The following is an 18,161-nucleotide window of genomic DNA, read 5'->3' on the forward strand; positions in this document are numbered from 1 at the left end:
CCGCCCCAACTTTTATTTTTGAGGCGGGGCTCCTTCGAGAGTTAAATCCAATCAGTGATTTCGCTTAACGGATCAGGGCTCTTCGGTAACACATGACATTTGAATCCAATGATTTGATGACCCGGCACTCGCATTTCTTGTTTTTCCGAATCGTAGTGGAATTTTGAGGACCGTTCTCCGCTGGCAGAACTCCGTCCATGCGAGCCACCGAAATGAAATGGCCCAAAATGCACGGCGCCACCACCACTCGCCGACGACCGTTGCCAACTTTGTGCGGCCTCTGAAAAACCACTGCTATTCCGAAAGCCTATCACGAGATCTTTGATGAAAATGATGGCAGTGGGATAAGCCGGGCAGAGTCCTGTTGCAGGTTTGCCGCCGTCACTAACAATTTGCTTTGATGATTCGGGATTATTTTGGTCAAAGCGCCACAACTTACTATTAATAAAACTTGTTTTAAACCAAGGCCGAACAATTTGGCATTGGGTAATCGAAAAATTCATATAAAATTGGTTGCTGTCAAACGTAATTTTAGATTCCGATTGTCCACTGGCATTGCTGGCAGACGCGCCACCGCCGAAAATGCCTAACCATCCCCCTCCGGCACTGGTCTTAGACCGTTTCATTTGGTAACTGGAATTGGAGGAATTATTATAATCCGAAGATTGGAAACTAAAATTGGTCCATCCTGCCGCCTGCATGGGGTTGCTGGGCACGAGCGAGGTATAGAAGAAATCGCTTCCGGATGACATCCCGGTGATTCTGGCTTTCTCCAAATCATCCTGATATTGAGCTTTCAGCAGTGCCATATCCCGTCTCATAACCTGATCAATAAACGCGTTAATGCCTTCATAATCATTTTTGTACCCATTACTGACCCAATCTCCCATAGCTGCCTTGACCCTGTTGCGCAGAATATTGGCGTTCATCCCCCAATAATGCACCGCTTTGACATTGTCGGCTGTCAGGGCATCGATGCGGGCACTGTTGTATGCCAATGCCGCCGCTTCATATTCCGTCATCTTCTGGTTATACAGATTCACTAAGGCACTGGGTTCTGAGACCTCGACCTCTTCATCAGTCACAAGATTCTTTTTGACCCTCGTCGTCGAGAGCAGCCCTCTGAATTTTTCAATTTTTTCTTTTGTTTTTTCATCTAATTTAGTTTCCATGATCTGGCTCATGCGTAAAATGTACTCGAAACGCTCTGAAAGCGATCCTTCATTGTTCATGATACTCATGGCCGCGAATTGATTATTCGTTGTTGCCGCCAGGTCGGGGACAAAATCGACGAGCCGCGCAAAGCTTTCTGCATTCATATACTGTTTGCTGGCATCTTGTGCACGCAATCCTTCTAATACTGCCGGTGTCAACTCTGGCTGATTTGATTCACCTTCTCCGGCCCCACCTTCAATCACCATGTCCTTCAGGGCTTTCTTTTTCACCACACCCGTTAACCCTTGTGTTAAAAAATCAAAATCATCAGGTTCAACAGCCAATCCGGGTGTGCACCAACTAAAAAAATTGTCTTCCGATTTGGGGACGGTATCATCCCCGTTGGTTAGCACATTGTAGATTTTCCCCATAATCGAATTAAGCATAACGCTCGGTTCAACCTGTGGCATGACGACTCCTCCTTACAGTAAGACGTACCCTTTGAAGGATACGTGAAGATTAAATAATTGGGCCCATTTGGTTCATTGACGTGAGCAAGACTTATTCCCAATTTGCATGTGGTATGTTGACGAGTGTTGTAAAGACTTATCCCCCTTGTATTGCAACTCTTTTCAACCTTATCTTCAGTGCTCCCCTGACGCAGGCGTTCCTTTCATAAGGTTCACGGTGTATCCGATTGTTAGACATGGTTATCTGTTTAGATAACCGGTACCATCTTCACGGTTTGTTAAAAATTTGATTGGAGGCAGGACTTCACATCCGATCTCCACGTGATCCCCTGCCATTCACGAAGCCGAACAAAAGATGATGAAAGACATGACCCAAAGTTTATACGTCGAGACTTCGAAGATCAGGGTCAACCGAAAACGGGTAGGACATTCTGGAAATGCACTTCCAAAATGAAATTCATGGACAGGCCAATGAGCCGCTCACGAACCGGAGCGGTAACAAAATGAGAGAATGACGCCAAGAGAGAGAGGAAAATGCCAATGGAATATTTTGTTTAACTATATCTTCATCGGCCGGAACGCTGTAGGTTAAAGAAAAAACTATGAGATTACCTGTTGAGTCTCGATATCCCAAATGCAGAATGTCGGAAAGAGCAGCAGTGCAGGTGGATTTCCGCGAAAAAAAATGGCGCCAAAAGAGGCGATTGGCCATTTCCATTCATACCCGTTGTGGCTTCCACAATAAGGGGTGAGGAGAAGATTGAAAATTTTCTATAAATTGGTTGACCTCATCATCCTATTTTGTTAAACAATCAGTGTTTCATGCCGCTTTATTCTCCCGCTACACTTCCCCATTCATAGTTCGGAGGGTGTCACCATGTCTCAGGAAACAGAAGAACTTTGGTCCAGGCGTTTTTTCCTGAAGTCCTCCCTTGCAGGCATGCTGATTCTTGGCAGCCGGTTGATGTTTCCGGAATCCGCATGGGCCCAGTCCCTGCCTGAAGGCCGGCTTCACCTCTATAACGCCCACACCGACGAACGACTCCAGGTGACCTATCGCAATCAATCCGGCCAATATGACCAGCAAGCCTTAAAAGACATAAATTATCTCCTGCGATGCCATCATTCCAAAAAAATATGCCAGATGGACATTCAATTGCTGGAATATATGAATCAGGTAGAAAAGTTAGTCGGTCAGGGGAAGGAAATTCACGTCTACTCTGCCTACCGTTCGCCCTCATACAATAAATTGTTGATTCGCCTTGGTCGAGGCGCCGCGCCAAATAGCCTACATACGGTCGGACAAGCGATGGACTTCTCGATTCCCGGCGTTCGGCTTTCAAAAATTCGACGCGCCGCTGTGAAGCTTCGGTTGGGTGGAGTCGGCTATTACGGCCGGCGAGGATTCATCCATATCGATACCGGAGCGGTCCGGTACTGGTAAATCCTTCTTTCATTATCACGTTCCAACCAACATCTTCCGGTTTTATAAGGGCTCTGAGGAATAGTCGGGGAATTAAATCCTGCCTATAGGATGGGCAAATCCCATGGGTAAATTCCGCATAGGACACCGGCCCCGAACTTACGCTTCAAGTGGCAGCCACTTCCCTTTTTTATTACGAATTACCTTGCGATTGGCACAAAGGGAAGCGACCCATTCAGGATTTTTACCTCTTTCACGGCATGCTTCAATCGCTTTAACAGAAAATCGCGATCTATCAACTGGCGACAGAATTCCATCTGGGCCATCACCTGACGGCTTAAGACTTATGACGAACAGAGCCCCCAAATGATGCCCCTCCGGCGTTTTCAGTGGAGCCCCGGCATACAATCGAAGGTTCGGTTCCTGGGTGACCAAAGGATTATCAGCAAATCGGGTATTGATAGCATCAGACACAACCACGACGTCCGATTGCAGGATGCAATGTGCGCAAAACGCCACGTCCCTGGAGGTCTCTCTCTCTCAGAGATCCCAACCTTTGACTCTGCACATATTTCCTGACATTGATGCTTCGAGGGTGTGAGTCATATCCTTTAGAAAAACAGGCCTCTCCAAACTCAACCCCGTCAATGAAAATTTTTTTGATATTGACTGCCCCTACTTCTGTGCTAGCCTTTTACGGGGGTATTTTTTACATGGTCTTATATCTTAATCCCGCATTATTCCGGCTCTCTTCCCGAACTATGATATCGTTATGTGAACAGGATGGAGCATGCCCTCCTCAAATGAGTCAGGCATCGTATTGTCCCCTTTTCCAAAAGGAACCCTAATGATGGAAGATGGCTTGTCCACCCCGGTAGGAACCCGCCGGTCATTCTTTATAAAAACCACCGTATTTATTTCATCCCTTATCGGAATTTCCCTTGCTGTCCCATTGATCGGATACGTCATCGCCCCTGCTCTTCAACGACGAAACAAGGAATGGGTCTCACTGGGAAAAGCCGATGCGCTTCCGGTTGGTGAACCCAAGGCGATGGATTACACCTTGACGCAAAAGGATGGCTGGCAGGAAATCCACACCACCAAGGGCGTGTGGGCGGTGAAACAGCCCGATGGAGAGGTGACAGTATTTTCGCCAATCTGTCCCCATTTAGGCTGTGGTTATCGATGGGACCAACAGGACCGTCTATTTAAATGCCCCTGCCATGGAAGCGTCTATGACATAAACGGAACCGTGAAAGCCGGCCCCGCACCACGCCCGTTGGACACACTGCCCTCCAGAATCGAAAATGGTGACTTGCTGGTCCAATACGAAGAATTTAAATCCGGCCTGGCGAAAAAGGTTGAACTCTAAGCATGGCCTCCCGTCTTTACCAATGGATCGACCAGCGGCTGAAATTAAAGCCCCTGGAGCAAACCCTCCTGGACGAGCCTATTCCCGGAGGTGCCAGCTGGAACTATGTCTTCGGCTCGGCCACACTTTTTCTCTTTGTTTTACAAGCACTGACTGGCATGTTTCTCATGGTGTATTACGTGCCGGCGACTGACCATGCCTACGACACCGTTCAGTATATTCAACATGAGGTGTGGGGCGGATGGTTTGTCCGTGGCCTGCATCATTGGGGTGCCTCAGCTGTCATGGTGGCCATCGGGCTCCACATGTTGCAGGTTTTTTTTGACGGTGCGTATAAACGCCCTCGAGAACTCATGTGGATTGTCGGCGTCATCCTCCTCGCCATCATGCTGGCGTTCGGATTCACGGGATATTTGCTTCCTTGGGATCAAAACGCCTATTGGGCGACCCAGGTGGGAATCAACATGGTGGGCAGCGTTCCTCTTATCGGAGATTTCCTGGTGAAAGCCCTTCGTGGCGGGGAAACTCTTGGCGCCCTGACCATTTCACGTTTTTTTGCCATTCACGTCGCGTTCCTTCCCCTAATCATTGCAGTGGGAATCATGCTCCATCTTTTTATTCTCAGACGGGTGGGGCCCGCCGGCCCTCATGATGAAAGGAGAGCCAGAGCCGGGAGTGAAACCTTCTACCCACGGCAGGTTTTCATGGATGCGGTGGTCATGCTTGGAGTATTTGGCGTTGTCGCCATGTTGGCGATCAGCGTGGAGTTCCCATTGGCTGACCGGGCCGATCCGTCAGACCATTCATTTGTCCCCGTCCCGGAATGGTATTTTCTGTTTTTTTATCAGCTTCTCAAATATGCCCCAGGGGCATGGGGACCTCTGGCGACCTGGCTTCTGCCCACACTCTTTTTCATCGGATTGCTGCTCCTGCCTTTTGTGGATCGCAACCCCGAACGACACCCGTCCTCACGCCGGGTCGTGTTGGGTGCGGGGTTGGGGTTTTTGGTTATCGTGTTCAGCCTGTTGAGTATTTCTTTCCGCGACCTGTACGCCGTCCCCAAACGTGATCCGTCAGTGGCTCGGGGAATGGCATTAGTAGAAGAACACAAATGTCAAACCTGCCATCGGATTCATGGGGAAGGTGGAAACTTGGCCCCGGACCTCTCGTATGTTGCCGATCGACGACCCGACCGAGAATGGCATCTTCAGCATTTTAAGGATCCGCAATCCGTTTCCCCTGGTTCCTTCATGCCGAAATTTCCCCTAAACGACAAACAGCTGAACGACCTTACCAATTACATGCTGACGCTCAAGAGTGGGTAACACGTCTTCCTACCCTGCGAGTATCGGTTACTCTCGTTAAGAGCAGCCATCAGCATGGAGCAAATTGTCCTTTCAACTGAGGGCTGGGGGAGAATAAATCAGCCACGACACCGGCATCAGATTCGGCCGATTGCGAGGCGAGAGTCAATAACCTCATACCCGATTGCAGGCACATCCCGACTGAACACAACGTGTCCCCCACGGCCATGTTCAACAGCCGTGGGGGATAGGCTCTACCCTCGACGTTCGCCACGGGCTTGACTGAGCCAATGCTCCATTTGTTTGCCTGCTGCTTCCCGACCTCCTAGACCAAAGGATAACGCCACCGCCACCGCAATGGCTCCAAGCGTCAGGCCAAATGCCAGGTTGACGATTTCATTGGCCAACCCCATGGCTCGGAGACCCATGGCGAGCACCAACCCGAGAATCGCGAATCGGGCAATATTTGCAACCCCTCCAGAATTCGCTCCATGAACACGAATGATGGCTTCATATGCGAGATTCGACAACCAGAACCCGATGGCAATGATCGCACTGCCCAATATCACCTGACTACCAAACTCTATAAACATGGTGACCAATTCAGACACCTGATGAAAACCTAACTGGTTGGCCGCTTCAACAACCGCAAATAACATAATAAAAAAGGCCAGAACATTTCCGACCACAGACGAAGGAGTGGTTTGACCGAATGCCTGTCCCAATCCCAGCTTTTCCGGCAGAGCGTCGAAACCGAGCCCGCCTAATAAACTCGCCACGATTTGCGAGACTAATCGGGCAATAGCAAAGGCGATTCCTAAAATAATTGCCGCCGCAAAAATATCGGGAATGGCCGACATCATGGTATTCAACATATCGGTGGCCGGTCCTGTAATCACTTCAATTTCCAAGGCTTGCAGTGCGGCAACGACCGCAGGGACCAAAATCAGGATATACACCACCAAAGCCAGTAAATGAGACAAGGACATCGTTCCGCGCAATCCTATTTGTTCACCCAACCGGTCGGTTCCGGCAGCCGTCAACAAGTTACTCACCAAGTCCCTGACGATTTTGGCCAAGAACCATCCAGCAACTCCAATTAACACTGCACCGAAAATATTCGGAAGCATGCTTAACATTTCATTGACCATGTTTTGGACCGGAATCAATAGGCCGTCAATCTCCAGAGTCCCTAAGATGGCGGGGAGGAATAACAGCACAACCAGCCAAAACACCACATTCCCCAAATTAGCGCTGATGGGTCGCACCCCGGCCCCCGCACTCAATTTTTCATCCATCGTCGTCGATTGCAAAGCCTTGGACACAAGGGTTCGAAGTACGGTGGCGATAACCCACACGATTAACATCAATACTCCACCAGCCACTAATTTCGGAACAAAGGCCATCACCTGATCGACCAAAGTCCCTAGAGGACCGGAGACCATTTCCAAATGTAACGCGTTAAAAAATGCCACTAAAACTAATAAAAGAATTAAATAATAGATTCCTACCGCTGTACCTCCTTCCACATCCATGGTGGTACCGGTGGTCGAACGCAATCGCTGATTGACGTTCAACATGCCCAGACCCTTTCTGATTCCAGCTCTCACAACCAGAGCCACTATCCATCCCAGGATGAGGATACCCAATGCACCCAATACATTTGGCAACGTTTCCCCAAGATTCACTTGTAACGTTTCGGTCAATTTACTCATGTCCATAGATCACTCCTTTCGATAAAAATACATAACGCCGAACACCCCGTAGATATTCTCTACAGTTTGATGGTGAGACAGGAAAATACTATTGGTCAGCTTATATTGAGAAAAATACGAAAGGTAGCTATCGAATTAGGAAGGCTCTTACCTTAACAATTGAGGAAAATTAAGTCCACCTACGCGCAGAAAACCTCAATTTCCTGGATATTTTTCATATTATTTAAAAAACGGCATATGCTCATTGTCGGGCTGGACACCGTGTCAGAAATTATTTTTTACCCTTCAAGTCGGGGTTTTGTCGTCAGCACATTTTTTTAAATGAACCAGTCGGCTGGTCACAAGTCATCTCTATTTGCCCTAACCTTATGCCAACCCTGGGCCAGTTATGATCCATTACGCGGACTTCGCAAATTCGGAAGTACAATGTCCGCACTTGGTGGCTTGTATGGGTATCGTCATGTGGCAGAATTTGCATTCTTTCGTTGTAGGATCGGCAGGCGGGGCCTCTTTTTCTTCACGTTTCATCTGATTGATGGCTTTAATCACCACAAAAACGGCAAGGGCCACAATAAGAAAGCTAATAACCGAATTGAGAAATACTCCATAATTCATGGTGACAGCGCCCGCTGCCTGAGCGTCGGACAAGGCCAGATATGGCCCTGGAGGCACACCCTCCTTAAGGGTGACAAAGAGGTTGGAAAAATCAACGCCACCCAACAAGAGTCCAATTGGGGGCATCAACACATCGGCCACCAGCGATTTGGCAATGGTGCCAAAGGCCCCTCCAACAACGATACCGACTGCCATATCGATAACATTGCCTCGCATGGCAAACTCTTTGAACTCTTTAAGCATCACATCCTCCTTATCATGAGTGTGAACTTTAGAACCGGTTGTTTTCCAGGATGATCCTAAAAAGACTGCATCATCCTCTCTCAACACACACACAAATGCAAGATTATTCCAGAGCTTCCCGGTCATGGCCTAACCGGGCTTTCACCTCAAAATTTTCTTCATTCCGTGAAACAACGGGACCGGCGGTAGTCAAAAAAACCTGGGGCGGCCCGCCTATCCTCGCCCACTTCCAGTTGAAGACCCCCTCTAAAAGCCCCAACTGTTAAGCTCAGCTCGAATAGGTTAGCCGCCCTGCGCGTTCCGCACCCTGACAAACCGTCTACCGTTACGATCCCCCTTTTAATCATCTTGTGATGCGCATCTTTGCGTTTTCAAAAAAAGACATTCATCCATTAATCTTCCCATCTGACGATAATCCAACGGTTTTTTCAGCTCACGAAAATGCCTCGTTTCACCCGATTGAGGAAGATCTCCCAATACCACCACCATCGGAGAACCTGAGGCATGGGATGTTCCAGACCTCATGCCATGCTTCAATTGCTCCAGAAAGTGGCTTTCAATGAAAAGTACATCAAATCCCTTCCAGGTTTGTTCCATCATGGCCTTTGGAAATTCCTCAAGGTATTCGCAATCATACCCGTGCAGTTTCAATATCTGTCCCAGAAAATCACGAATTGAATGATCCCTCGTGATGATCAAGACGCGGCCTGGCCTTGGGCTAGACTGAAGAACTTCATTTTTCGCCGTTCCCATAAGGTCTCTTCTTTCCCGGAGGATGCGAAGAAAGTCTGGTCTCGACACGTCCCATTCCGAGTTGGTTGCTCGATATTCATCAGGTCTGAATTTGGAATAGGCACAATGCTCTCCTGGCGTTCAGACAGGCCCCCATCTTCCATTTGACTCACTGATCTCTGTTGGATCTCGTCTATTCCTACTCCAGCAGGAGGCTTCTCTTTGCCAAAGAACATCTGAATCGGATGCGAATTCCGTGAGCGAGAACAAATCCCTCGACACCTCCGGAATATAACTCCTGACCGTGATGACCGTTCCCTTATCTTTTTTGACCACTTCGATGACTGATATCCCTCCCTGAACCTTTCCGTCACAATGTGAATAGATGGCTGGTCTCGCGGAAATTTTCTCGCCATCCCAGGCAATCCGTGGCTCAAGCCCTTCCGGTTCTATTCCCAAGCCGAAAAACACCCCTAACATTCCGATGGCACCGCAGAGACTCATGAAGGAAATTGTATGGAAGGTTTGAATGTTCATTGTTTGGGTTCCACCTAGTCTCTGTGTACCCATAATCATTAACAATAATGATGCCAAATGAATTTCCCTTAGAATTCAATCATTCCCATTCACAATAGGGAATGTTTCCCATTGTGAAACAGCAGGGTGTCTCAGGGTGTCCCAGTCAAAAACACTTTGAAGCAGGCGAGTGAGAAAACAAAAGGACACAGGAAAGTAACAGCGTTGAGGGCCCGAACATTTACCCTGTCCGAGCCCCTCCGATTAGAACCTCGCCTTATGCATCACATGCATATCCGAGCGACAGGATAATTAAGTGTCCGATTTTTTTTGGTTCCAGGAGCCGGGAGTTTTATGCCATATGGCCATGCACATAGGCCGTCGATGGCAACCGATATTGACGGATACCCCATTACTTGTACCCTGGTTTTAATCCCCGACGAATGTTCAGGATTTATACAGAAATGGAGGAATCAGCGGGAGGATTCTTCTTGAGAGATATTCAACTCGGTTAAGCGGCGGTAAAAGGTAGAACGGCTCATACCGACCAATTTTGCGGCTTGCGCACGTTTTCCTTTCGTTTGGGTCAGGGCATCAAGGATAAGCTGGCGTTCATTTGGTTTACAAAAAGGCGAGGCCTGAACAATCGGAGGCCCGTCACACAATTCAGGAGGCAGATCGGTCGGAAGAACGCTTCCTCCACGGCAATGTATCAGTGCATATTCCAAGGCCCCTTTTAATTCCCGGACATTCCCCGGCCAAGAATAGCGTAAGAACCGCTGCATCGTTTCCGGAGCAATGCTCAGAACATGCATTTTCCCAAGGGCGACGCGGCTTTTCACGAAAAAGGCCGTGCTCAACAACGGAATATCCTCGCGGCGCTCTCGCAGAGGAGGAAGCCTTAATCGCGCAACACGGATCCGATAGAGTAAATCCGCACGGAAGGCACCCTTGTCGACCAATGTTTGAAGCTGCTGATTGGTGGCCGCCAATACCCGGACATTCACTTTCCGTGGCCGGGACTCCCCGAGACGGATAATCTCTCCCTCTTGCAGCACACGGAGTAGGGTCGTCTGAATCGATAACGGCATATCTCCGATTTCATCCAACAATAACGTGCCGCCTTCAGCCGACTCGAAAAATCCTGCATGGTCACTCGTCGCTCCCGTAAAGGCGCCGCGTTTGTGACCAAATAACTGACTCCCTAAGAGGGAATCGGTCAATCCTGCACAATTGACCGGCAGAAATGGATGATCATGACGCGGACTTAATTGATGTAACGCACGGGCGACTAATTCTTTGCCCGTCCCGGTTTCCCCATCAATGAGCACCGGCACATCTACCGTGGCAATGTCTCGAATCCGTTCATATACCATGCGCATGGCGGGACATTTTCCAACCAGATCGTGAAATTGTGTTGTCCCCACCAACTGCCGGCGCAACTCTTCTATCTCGGTGACATCTTTTAACAACAAAATGGTTCTTCGAGAATCTCGAGGATCATCTTGAACTTCAACTTCCACCGCGCGTGGAGAACGGTTTTTCCCATCCATCGCGACCGACACAACCTGACGCTGCGGCCCAGGTAACCGGCCCATTGCCTCGACCCTGGCATTGTCTTCTGTTTTCCATGGAAGGCCCTTACCGAGAGAGCGGCCGATCATGGTGTCAGGATCGATCTGCAATAACTCACGGGCTTTTCCACTCACAAACGTCACCTCCCGATTCGCATCGACCATGATGGCCCCCAATCCCAGCCCGTCGAGCAGGGCCATCACATCATCCCGCTCTTGTTCGCTTTTCGCTAATCGATTACCAAGTTGAGTTTCCGTGCGTTCATGATGATCGACGGCCTGACGGTGCGAAAGCTGTTCTTCACGGGCCTTTTGCAGTAAGGGCTGGATCGGAAGGATCTCGGGTCCAAAGCGTTGTAAAATGACATATCGAACAGACCCATGACGGACGGCAGTGGCTTCCAGAACAACGTCTTCTCCAAATAATGCCGGTTCACTCCACAAACCGGATTTCCATTGGCCGGTCTCAGCTGAATCCCACCATGCCTGCGCTTCATGGAGAAAATGTTGAAGAAAAAATGAATGCCCCATTAATTGTCCAGGAGACACCTCACTCCCCTGGGACAGGCCAGGAGGAGGAAACCAACTGGGCAAATCACCCACACAGTCGAAACGATCCACAGTTTTTTGGAAAATTAACGCATTAAAGACACTGAGAAGAGCGGGATCGTGGATGGAACCGGACATGAGTCTCACCAATCACTGCTAGCGACAAGGGGATGAGGGAATCCTGTTAAGGATGCTAAAGAATATCTACCGGTTGACGCGTTTTTCATCCAGTCCGTCTTCAGGATTTCAGCATCGCTTCAGATAACGCGGAAAACGCCGCCTCGACACCTTCCCCGGTTTTTGCGCTAACCATGGACACCAGACAGGCCTGGCCACTGAGATCAGATACCATGGGACACTCCACCACCCACTCGTCCACCAAATCATGTTTATTAAGCAGGAGGACAAAAGGAACAGGACCGATGGTCTTCAAAGCTAATTCATGTAATCTGCATGCCACATCAACCGTTTCTTGCCTTGTGCCATCAATAACCAGGATATATCCCGATGACCCCTGCAAATACGACGCCCGAACTTTTTGGAAGTCATCATCGCCATAGAGATCCCAAAGAACCAGCAGAATGTCCTGCCCGCGTACCGACAAAGATTTTTGGTCAATCTTGACACCAACCGTGGTGAGATATTTTTCGGAAAAAATGCCGGAGACCAATCGTTTCACCAGGCTCGTTTTCCCCACGGCAAACCCACCCAACATACAAATTTTTTTCTGAATCACGGTCCGGTCCTCGCTCCCGCTTTCCTGGTCTGTGTTATCCCGGGCTCCACCACTTTGAAGGACACTCGCCGACTGGCAGAATACGCCTGTCCTTCCCCTGTCCCAGGCTTCACTTCGGGGTCAACCCCTTTGCCCTGGGCTGACAGTTTTAAGACATGAAAAGGCTTTTCACTGATGAGCTCCAGAACTTTGTTCGCTCGCCGTTCACTCAGGGATACATTGATCGGGTGAGAGCCCGCAGGGCTGGAATATCCCATGACCTCAATAGCGGGCTCCCGACCGAGCAGCATAGCTTTGTTATCCAATTCCTGAAGAATGTGTTTCACCTGCTGAATTTTTACCAATTCCCGATTCGGCAACCGCTCCTGCCCTGGCAAAAAGTAAATCGCCTGCCCTTCCAATTCAACTTGAAGTGCTTCAAATTGTTTCATGTCCGTGTCAATGAGACGTTCCAGGGAAATCTCCGAAATCCCCGGGATTGCCAATGCGGATTGCGTTACTTTGGAAATCCAGTCATGGGAACTTTCCCCCATCAGGATGATCCGGCTATCCTCAACGCGTACCTCTACCGATTGGGGTGGTTGTAAAGCTGTCACTGCCCGCTTACGAACCATCTCCGGAGTAAGGGCAATAAACGGTTCCAAATGAAATCCGACCGCATGGGAAGAATATCCCACCTCTTCCAGCAACCGTTCAGGATCCACCGCCAGAGGGTCCCTCAACCCATGGAACACCGTTCGCCCCCCTTCCTCCTGAATCGTCGTTACCACAATACCCGGCTCGGCCCCGATGCGCTTCAACAACTCAGTCCACTGTTGATGATTGAGAGAAGCCTGATAGGCCCACCATCCCAAAATAGCCAGAAGAAGAGCACACAATACCCAGAATACGACCGGAATGCCTTTTCGTTTTTTCAGGAATTGTGCTTGGAGACAATCTTCCAAATGAGGCCTGGTCTCTAAAAACACAGCGGCATCGCCTTGAAAATTCTGCAGAGAATCGGAATACTGGGCATGAAGGGATTCAAGCGTGTTTTGAAGAAAATCCCGCAATTTCACAGGTGGGGTTCCCCGAATCACAGTGGCCAAAATAGCCTTGGACCCCTGTTCTATCCAGACCGTCAAATCGCCAATCCTGAGCGATTCCAATCCTTCATCCTGACCTTGCTGAAACGAATCTCTCACAAAATCCTGAATGGCCGTCAACATGCCGGAAATGGCCGCTTCCCCCTGGCTGGAAATCCCTTCGGCCATCACGTGATTGAGTAACAATCCCGTTTTTTTATGAATCAAAAATACCTGCTCCACTCTAAATCGAAGGGTATGCAACAACACCACTTCCACAAAAGGTCTTCCTGTTTTCCAGGCCTCCCATCGCCACTGAAGTCCTTGCCAGGACATACTATATTCCAACGTCTGGTTGAGAGATTGGAGCATTTCCCGCATGGCCCGGGAAATGGCTTTTCGAATGGCGGATCCCAAGATGGGGGCAATGGAATCACTAATAAGCTGGGGAGATTGTTTGATGGAAAGGGCCAACGCTTCTTGTGTAATCGGGAGCATAGAAGCCAATAACCGATTATCCTGCCGAGCTCGAAGCCGTATCGCATCCGGTAGGACGCGGCTCACCTCCTGCGCATCGACCACCAACGTATCGAGTCGTTGTCGTAACCGATCTAATTGAACCTGCTCGGGGGACAGCAACAACCGGCGAAGAGCCGAAAAATCCTCAGACTTTCCTTTGTCATATTCCGATGGTGCCTGAGTTGGAGACGAACGACCCGTACGTTCCATAATTGGCCTTCAGGGGGAAGCTGACGTTTTTCTGATGGTGGGAGGGGGAAAAAATTCGTGGAATTGATCGTCTGCCTTCGTCATGGGAGGTATAACGCCAAGGACCGCTATCAAGGCTTCATGATTGGTTCTCAGTGTCCTTAGCCCCCACTTTGAGGCGCAAGGCGACTTCCATCAACATTTCGGCCAATACAGCCCGATCGGTTTTCTCAATCTTCAATTCATTGACCGCTTGGTGAAATTGAGATTCCATTCGGCGCATGGCCTCCTGATCCTGCTCAATCAGCTCATGCTTCTGCTTCTGCATTTCCTCGTTCATTGCCCGGAATTGATCCGAAGCATGTTCCGTTAATTCCAAAATCCGTTGACTGACTTGGGCTTCAACGGTCTTGATTGTTTGTCCCATGTCCTGAATGGTAGAGACGCGTCGGTCCTGTTCCTGCTGTAATTTTCCGACCAACCCCAGGATTTCCTGATTCATTTGCATTTTCAGATCCTCAACGGACTTGGTGAGGTCTTCTCGTAGCCGCCCGCTTTCCTGTAACAACCGATTCTCCAATACAGCGAATCGTTTGTCGATTTCCCGACTTTGGGCCCCGAAGAGAATATCCCTGACTTTATCCAGGCTCCCCTCTTCCGACTGCGTTGCCCATTCCTCCTCTTGAGATGACGAAGCTCCCTCTGAGGAACTCGAAACTTCATACGCCACGTTTTTGAATGTTTTTTTTGAGGGTTCGATCACGCTCATAGTCGTCACTCCACGAGGTAGGTCAACAACTTCTACGTCTTAGGGGACACTTATTAAGCGCCATTATCCTAACATTGGTAAAAAATGGTAACAAGACACCAACCCCAGCAAATACAGCGGGAACTTTTTATCTTTAGATGAATTTTTTGTTGAAGCGTCAGAATCCCGTTTCATTTTTTCGTTACAGCACGAAGATGAAACGGCCACACGTATTTAGAACGTCTCCTCCAATTATCAAAGACCATTTCCATCTTAATGCACAATGAATTCATGCACTTAGAACAATAAATCATTAATGAGCGTATCAAAAAGGACAGAGGGAAGGCCTACGCGTTGGAAGGGGTAAAACCCAGAATCTCTCTACAGAGGCAACGCGAGGATTAAAACCACGATATGGGGGAATGGGAATAAGACGCTCGGGAAAGGCAGGAATCTAGATTGGTCTTTTCCCTAATCTTTTTCGGGCTCGGCATTTCCATGTTTATGCGTGACTCGATCCTCGTCAAACAGATCCGCCATTTCCTGAGCCATCACATCATTATCATGCGGGAGAGACATAACCGACAATTCTTTTTTGATTTTTTTTTGAGAGACAGCCTTAGGATCCTCGGCGTCGGTACGTTCAGGATCGTTGGGTTCTTCGGACGTGTTATCGTGATTCATGATGACATTCTCCTCTACGATGATTATTCAAACGATTCCAAATGGGACCGCTCAGGAAACTTGAGCTGACAACTGGGACAGGTTACAAAATAGACCGATTCACGAACCGAGAGCACCGCTCTGAAATCCAGGGACACCCCGCGATGCCGACAAGATGGACATGGGATTTCCTTGAGATGATAGGGGATATCCGGCTGTGTTTGTACATAAAACTCCATATCGGTATGGACGGGAAACATATAATGACACCCTATGCAAATCGCTTTCCATTCCCCATCTTCCGTTGCCGTCCTGGAGTCGATTCCAAAGCGATTGGCCTTGCAAATAGGGCACTTCACTTCTCCTAACCGCGCTTCAACCTGCTTGACGCTTAATTGGGTCATTCTTCTTCCTTATCCATTCTGTTGAACATTTCTCTTTTTCAAGTATAGGCTTCCCCCCAGAGATCCCGCAACCAACGACCCCAGGCCGCCGGAGGACTTTTTCAACACCCTGCTAATCTGATACAACCTTCCAGGCCATCAGGTAAAACTGACCCACGCACGCTCAACCCTTTTATTTTCCTCACGTCACCACCCTTTATGCCCGAGCTCCCTGAAGTCGAAGTCATTCTCAACCATCTGACCCGGCAGGTCCTGGGTGGGACCATTGCAACACTCACCATACACCGTTCGGACATTGTGCGCACGGGGCACGACCTCATCCCCTGGTTTCAGCGCTCAACGATCACCAATATCACCCGGAAAGGCAAATGTTTAATCTTTACCTGCCATCGAGGCAACGATACCCGGTATTTGCTTTCGGAGCAGGGAATGACCGGACTCTGGTTTTATAATCCTGCCTTGGCCTCAACTCCTCAACACATCCATTGCCGCATCGAGATTTCCGGAGCGGCGGCCACGGAACTACATTACTGGAATCCTCGCCGGTTTGGCCGGCTCTGGCTGTTCACCCCACCGGAATTGGATGCCTTCATGCAGCGCCGATTCGGCGTTGACGCCATGGATATAGGTGCACAACCCTTTATCCAGCTCATTCAAAGTTGTCGAGGCAGGCTGAAACCCTTTCTTCTCGATCAACATCGGCTCGCGGGTATTGGAAACATTTACGCCAATGAAATCCTGTTTCGGGCCCGGGTGCACCCCCAAGCTCGCGGCTATCGGCTGGGCGTCTCAGCCTGTCAACGGCTTTATGACACCATGCAGACCGTATTAGGTGAAGCCATTGCCGCTGGAGGGTCCTCCATCAGAGATTTTCGTGCTCCGGATGGGTCGTATGGACGGTTCCAGCAAGCGCACCAGATATATCAGAAGGCAGGATTGCCTTGCTTGCATGGATGCCCCACTCTGATCACCCGCCTGCAGAGTGAACGCAGCTCGTTCTTTTGTTCGATCTGCCAAAAGAGACGGTAGCCTCCCATTTCATTCCTTGAGCCAAACTGAAACCTTTGCTAGAATCAAGTATCAGTTTAATGGCGGCTAACCGGAGGTTGAGTCGAATACGACGTGCGAAAAATTAAACTACGAGAAGGGGTCGATTTAGCCAATCTATTCGGCCCGCACGATCTGCACCTCAAAATGATCGAAGGGGAGCTCCAGGTCCGAATGGCAGCCAGGGGCGATGAAATTACCCTTCATGGTCAACCGGAGTCAGTTCTGCGGGCCGAACACATTTTGCGGGAGTTGGCTGATTGGACCCGAACCTATTACGAATTGAAACCCGACGATATTTCACGAGCCATTCTGGCGACAGAAGAAAAACGAGATACCCCACTCAAACCCTATACCGTTTCGGCAAGCGCGCTTCCGACAAAAAAAGGGAATGTCAATCCGAAAACTCCCAATCAACAGGCCTATCTGGAAGCCATTAACAAGTCAGATCTGGTCATAGCCATTGGCCCCGCCGGAACCGGGAAAACCTATTTGGCGATGGCCATGGCCCTTGCCGCTCTCACGCATAAACAAGTCAGTCGCATCATTCTCGCTCGGCCAGCCGTGGAAGCAGGGGAACATCTCGGCTTTCTTCCGGGCGACCTCTTTGCCAAAGTGCACCCCTACTTACGTCCATTGTACGATGCGTTGTACACCATGATGGATATTGATCGGGCCAATCGGCTCATCGAACGTGGCGAAATTGAAATCGCCCCGCTGGCGTTCATGCGGGGACGAACGCTGGACGATGCCTTTGTCATTCTGGATGAAGCCCAAAACGCCACCACCGAACAAATGAAAATGTTTTTGACGAGGCTCGGACTGAATTCCAAGGCCATTGTGACTGGGGATATCACCCAAATCGATCTCCCCGATTCGCAGAAATCCGGATTGGCGCAGATTGCTGACATTCTCCTCAATATTGACGGAATACAATTCGTATATTTTTCCGAACAAGATGTGGTCCGGCATCGATTGGTTAAAGAAATTATCAAAGCGTACGACCGGTATGAGCACCAACTGCCCAATAACAACCCCCACAATCTCTCAGCCGACCATTCCACCGCATCTCCCGGAATCCATTCAAAATCAGACACCAACGGCGAGAGGCCCACGCGGTAAC

General features: G+C 49.4%; 17 protein-coding genes. 5 read left to right on the plus strand and 12 right to left on the minus strand.

The window, feature by feature from the left end:
* Window positions 1-41 precede the first annotated feature (41 nt).
* The gene (locus tag PQG83_RS12175; RefSeq protein WP_312741381.1) at window positions 42-1,625 is read right to left on the minus strand and encodes a hypothetical protein; all 1,584 of its coding nucleotides are present in this window, start codon (window positions 1,623-1,625) and stop codon (window positions 42-44) included.
* A gap of 877 nt (window positions 1,626-2,502) precedes the next feature.
* On the opposite strand from PQG83_RS12175, the gene PQG83_RS12180 reads away from it, so the two are divergent.
* Window positions 2,503-3,069 carry a YcbK family protein gene (locus PQG83_RS12180; RefSeq protein WP_312741383.1) on the plus strand — a complete coding sequence of 189 codons (567 nt, stop codon included), beginning with the start codon at window positions 2,503-2,505 and terminating at the stop codon, window positions 3,067-3,069.
* A gap of 138 nt (window positions 3,070-3,207) precedes the next feature.
* Here PQG83_RS12180 and PQG83_RS12185 read toward each other — a convergent pair whose 3' ends face one another.
* Complete coding sequence (locus PQG83_RS12185) at window positions 3,208-3,567, minus strand: GAF domain-containing protein (RefSeq protein WP_312741386.1); 360 nt, start codon at window positions 3,565-3,567, stop codon at window positions 3,208-3,210.
* A 328-nt stretch (window positions 3,568-3,895) separates the two neighbouring features.
* Here PQG83_RS12185 and PQG83_RS12190 point away from each other — a divergent pair, with 328 nt between their 5' ends.
* Entirely contained in the window at window positions 3,896-4,420 is a 525-nt protein-coding gene (locus tag PQG83_RS12190; RefSeq protein WP_312741389.1) for a QcrA and Rieske domain-containing protein, read from the plus strand.
* A 2-nt stretch (window positions 4,421-4,422) separates the two neighbouring features.
* Window positions 4,423-5,745, plus strand: coding sequence for a cytochrome b N-terminal domain-containing protein (locus PQG83_RS12195; protein ID WP_312741392.1), 1,323 nt, complete (start codon window positions 4,423-4,425; stop codon window positions 5,743-5,745).
* A gap of 233 nt (window positions 5,746-5,978) precedes the next feature.
* Here the strand turns inward: PQG83_RS12195 and PQG83_RS12200 are convergent, their stop codons facing one another.
* From PQG83_RS12200 to PQG83_RS12245, 10 genes are all read right to left on the minus strand, one after another.
* Complete coding sequence (locus PQG83_RS12200; RefSeq protein ID WP_312741394.1) at window positions 5,979-7,439, minus strand: mechanosensitive ion channel; 1,461 nt, start codon at window positions 7,437-7,439, stop codon at window positions 5,979-5,981.
* A 396-nt stretch (window positions 7,440-7,835) separates the two neighbouring features.
* Window positions 7,836-8,297, minus strand: coding sequence for a large-conductance mechanosensitive channel protein MscL (gene mscL, locus PQG83_RS12205; RefSeq protein WP_312741397.1), 462 nt, complete (start codon window positions 8,295-8,297; stop codon window positions 7,836-7,838).
* A 339-nt stretch (window positions 8,298-8,636) separates the two neighbouring features.
* Window positions 8,637-9,050 (minus strand): hypothetical protein, encoded by a 414-nt coding sequence (locus PQG83_RS12210; RefSeq protein ID WP_312741400.1) that lies wholly within the window; start codon window positions 9,048-9,050, stop codon window positions 8,637-8,639.
* Window positions 9,051-9,170: 120 nt separating this feature from the next.
* Window positions 9,171-9,566 carry a hypothetical protein gene (locus tag PQG83_RS12215; RefSeq protein ID WP_312741402.1) on the minus strand — a complete coding sequence of 132 codons (396 nt, stop codon included), beginning with the start codon at window positions 9,564-9,566 and terminating at the stop codon, window positions 9,171-9,173.
* A gap of 452 nt (window positions 9,567-10,018) precedes the next feature.
* Window positions 10,019-11,806: a sigma-54 interaction domain-containing protein gene (locus tag PQG83_RS12220; RefSeq protein WP_312741405.1), complete on the minus strand. Its 1,788-nt coding sequence runs from the start codon at window positions 11,804-11,806 to the stop codon at window positions 10,019-10,021.
* 100 nt (window positions 11,807-11,906) lie between these two features.
* Window positions 11,907-12,404 (minus strand): Rab family GTPase, encoded by a 498-nt coding sequence (locus tag PQG83_RS12225; protein ID WP_312741408.1) that lies wholly within the window; start codon window positions 12,402-12,404, stop codon window positions 11,907-11,909.
* A complete protein-coding gene (locus PQG83_RS12230; RefSeq protein WP_312741411.1) occupies window positions 12,401-14,197 on the minus strand; it encodes an OmpA family protein in 1,797 nt (598 codons plus the stop codon). The genes PQG83_RS12225 and PQG83_RS12230 overlap by 4 nt, the downstream gene beginning before the upstream one ends.
* 118 nt (window positions 14,198-14,315) lie before the next feature.
* On the minus strand, window positions 14,316-14,945 hold the full coding sequence (locus PQG83_RS12235; RefSeq protein WP_312741414.1) for a hypothetical protein: 630 nt from the start codon (window positions 14,943-14,945) through the stop codon (window positions 14,316-14,318).
* A gap of 450 nt (window positions 14,946-15,395) precedes the next feature.
* Complete coding sequence (locus PQG83_RS12240; protein WP_312741416.1) at window positions 15,396-15,608, minus strand: hypothetical protein; 213 nt, start codon at window positions 15,606-15,608, stop codon at window positions 15,396-15,398.
* 23 nt (window positions 15,609-15,631) lie between these two features.
* On the minus strand, window positions 15,632-15,991 hold the full coding sequence (locus tag PQG83_RS12245) for a hypothetical protein (RefSeq protein WP_312741419.1): 360 nt from the start codon (window positions 15,989-15,991) through the stop codon (window positions 15,632-15,634).
* Between the two features lie 198 nt (window positions 15,992-16,189).
* Here PQG83_RS12245 and PQG83_RS12250 point away from each other — a divergent pair, with 198 nt between their 5' ends.
* Together PQG83_RS12250 and PQG83_RS12255 are read left to right on the plus strand one after the other, a co-directional pair.
* Window positions 16,190-17,020, plus strand: a complete 831-nt coding sequence (locus tag PQG83_RS12250; RefSeq protein ID WP_312741421.1) for an Fpg/Nei family DNA glycosylase — start codon at window positions 16,190-16,192, stop codon at window positions 17,018-17,020.
* A gap of 93 nt (window positions 17,021-17,113) precedes the next feature.
* Complete coding sequence (locus tag PQG83_RS12255; protein ID WP_312741423.1) at window positions 17,114-18,160, plus strand: PhoH family protein; 1,047 nt, start codon at window positions 17,114-17,116, stop codon at window positions 18,158-18,160.
* Window position 18,161: the final 1 nt, after the last annotated feature.

Origin of the sequence: Candidatus Nitrospira neomarina, assembly GCF_032051675.1 — a bacterium.
GTDB lineage: Bacteria > Nitrospirota > Nitrospiria > Nitrospirales > UBA8639 > Nitrospira_E > Nitrospira_E neomarina.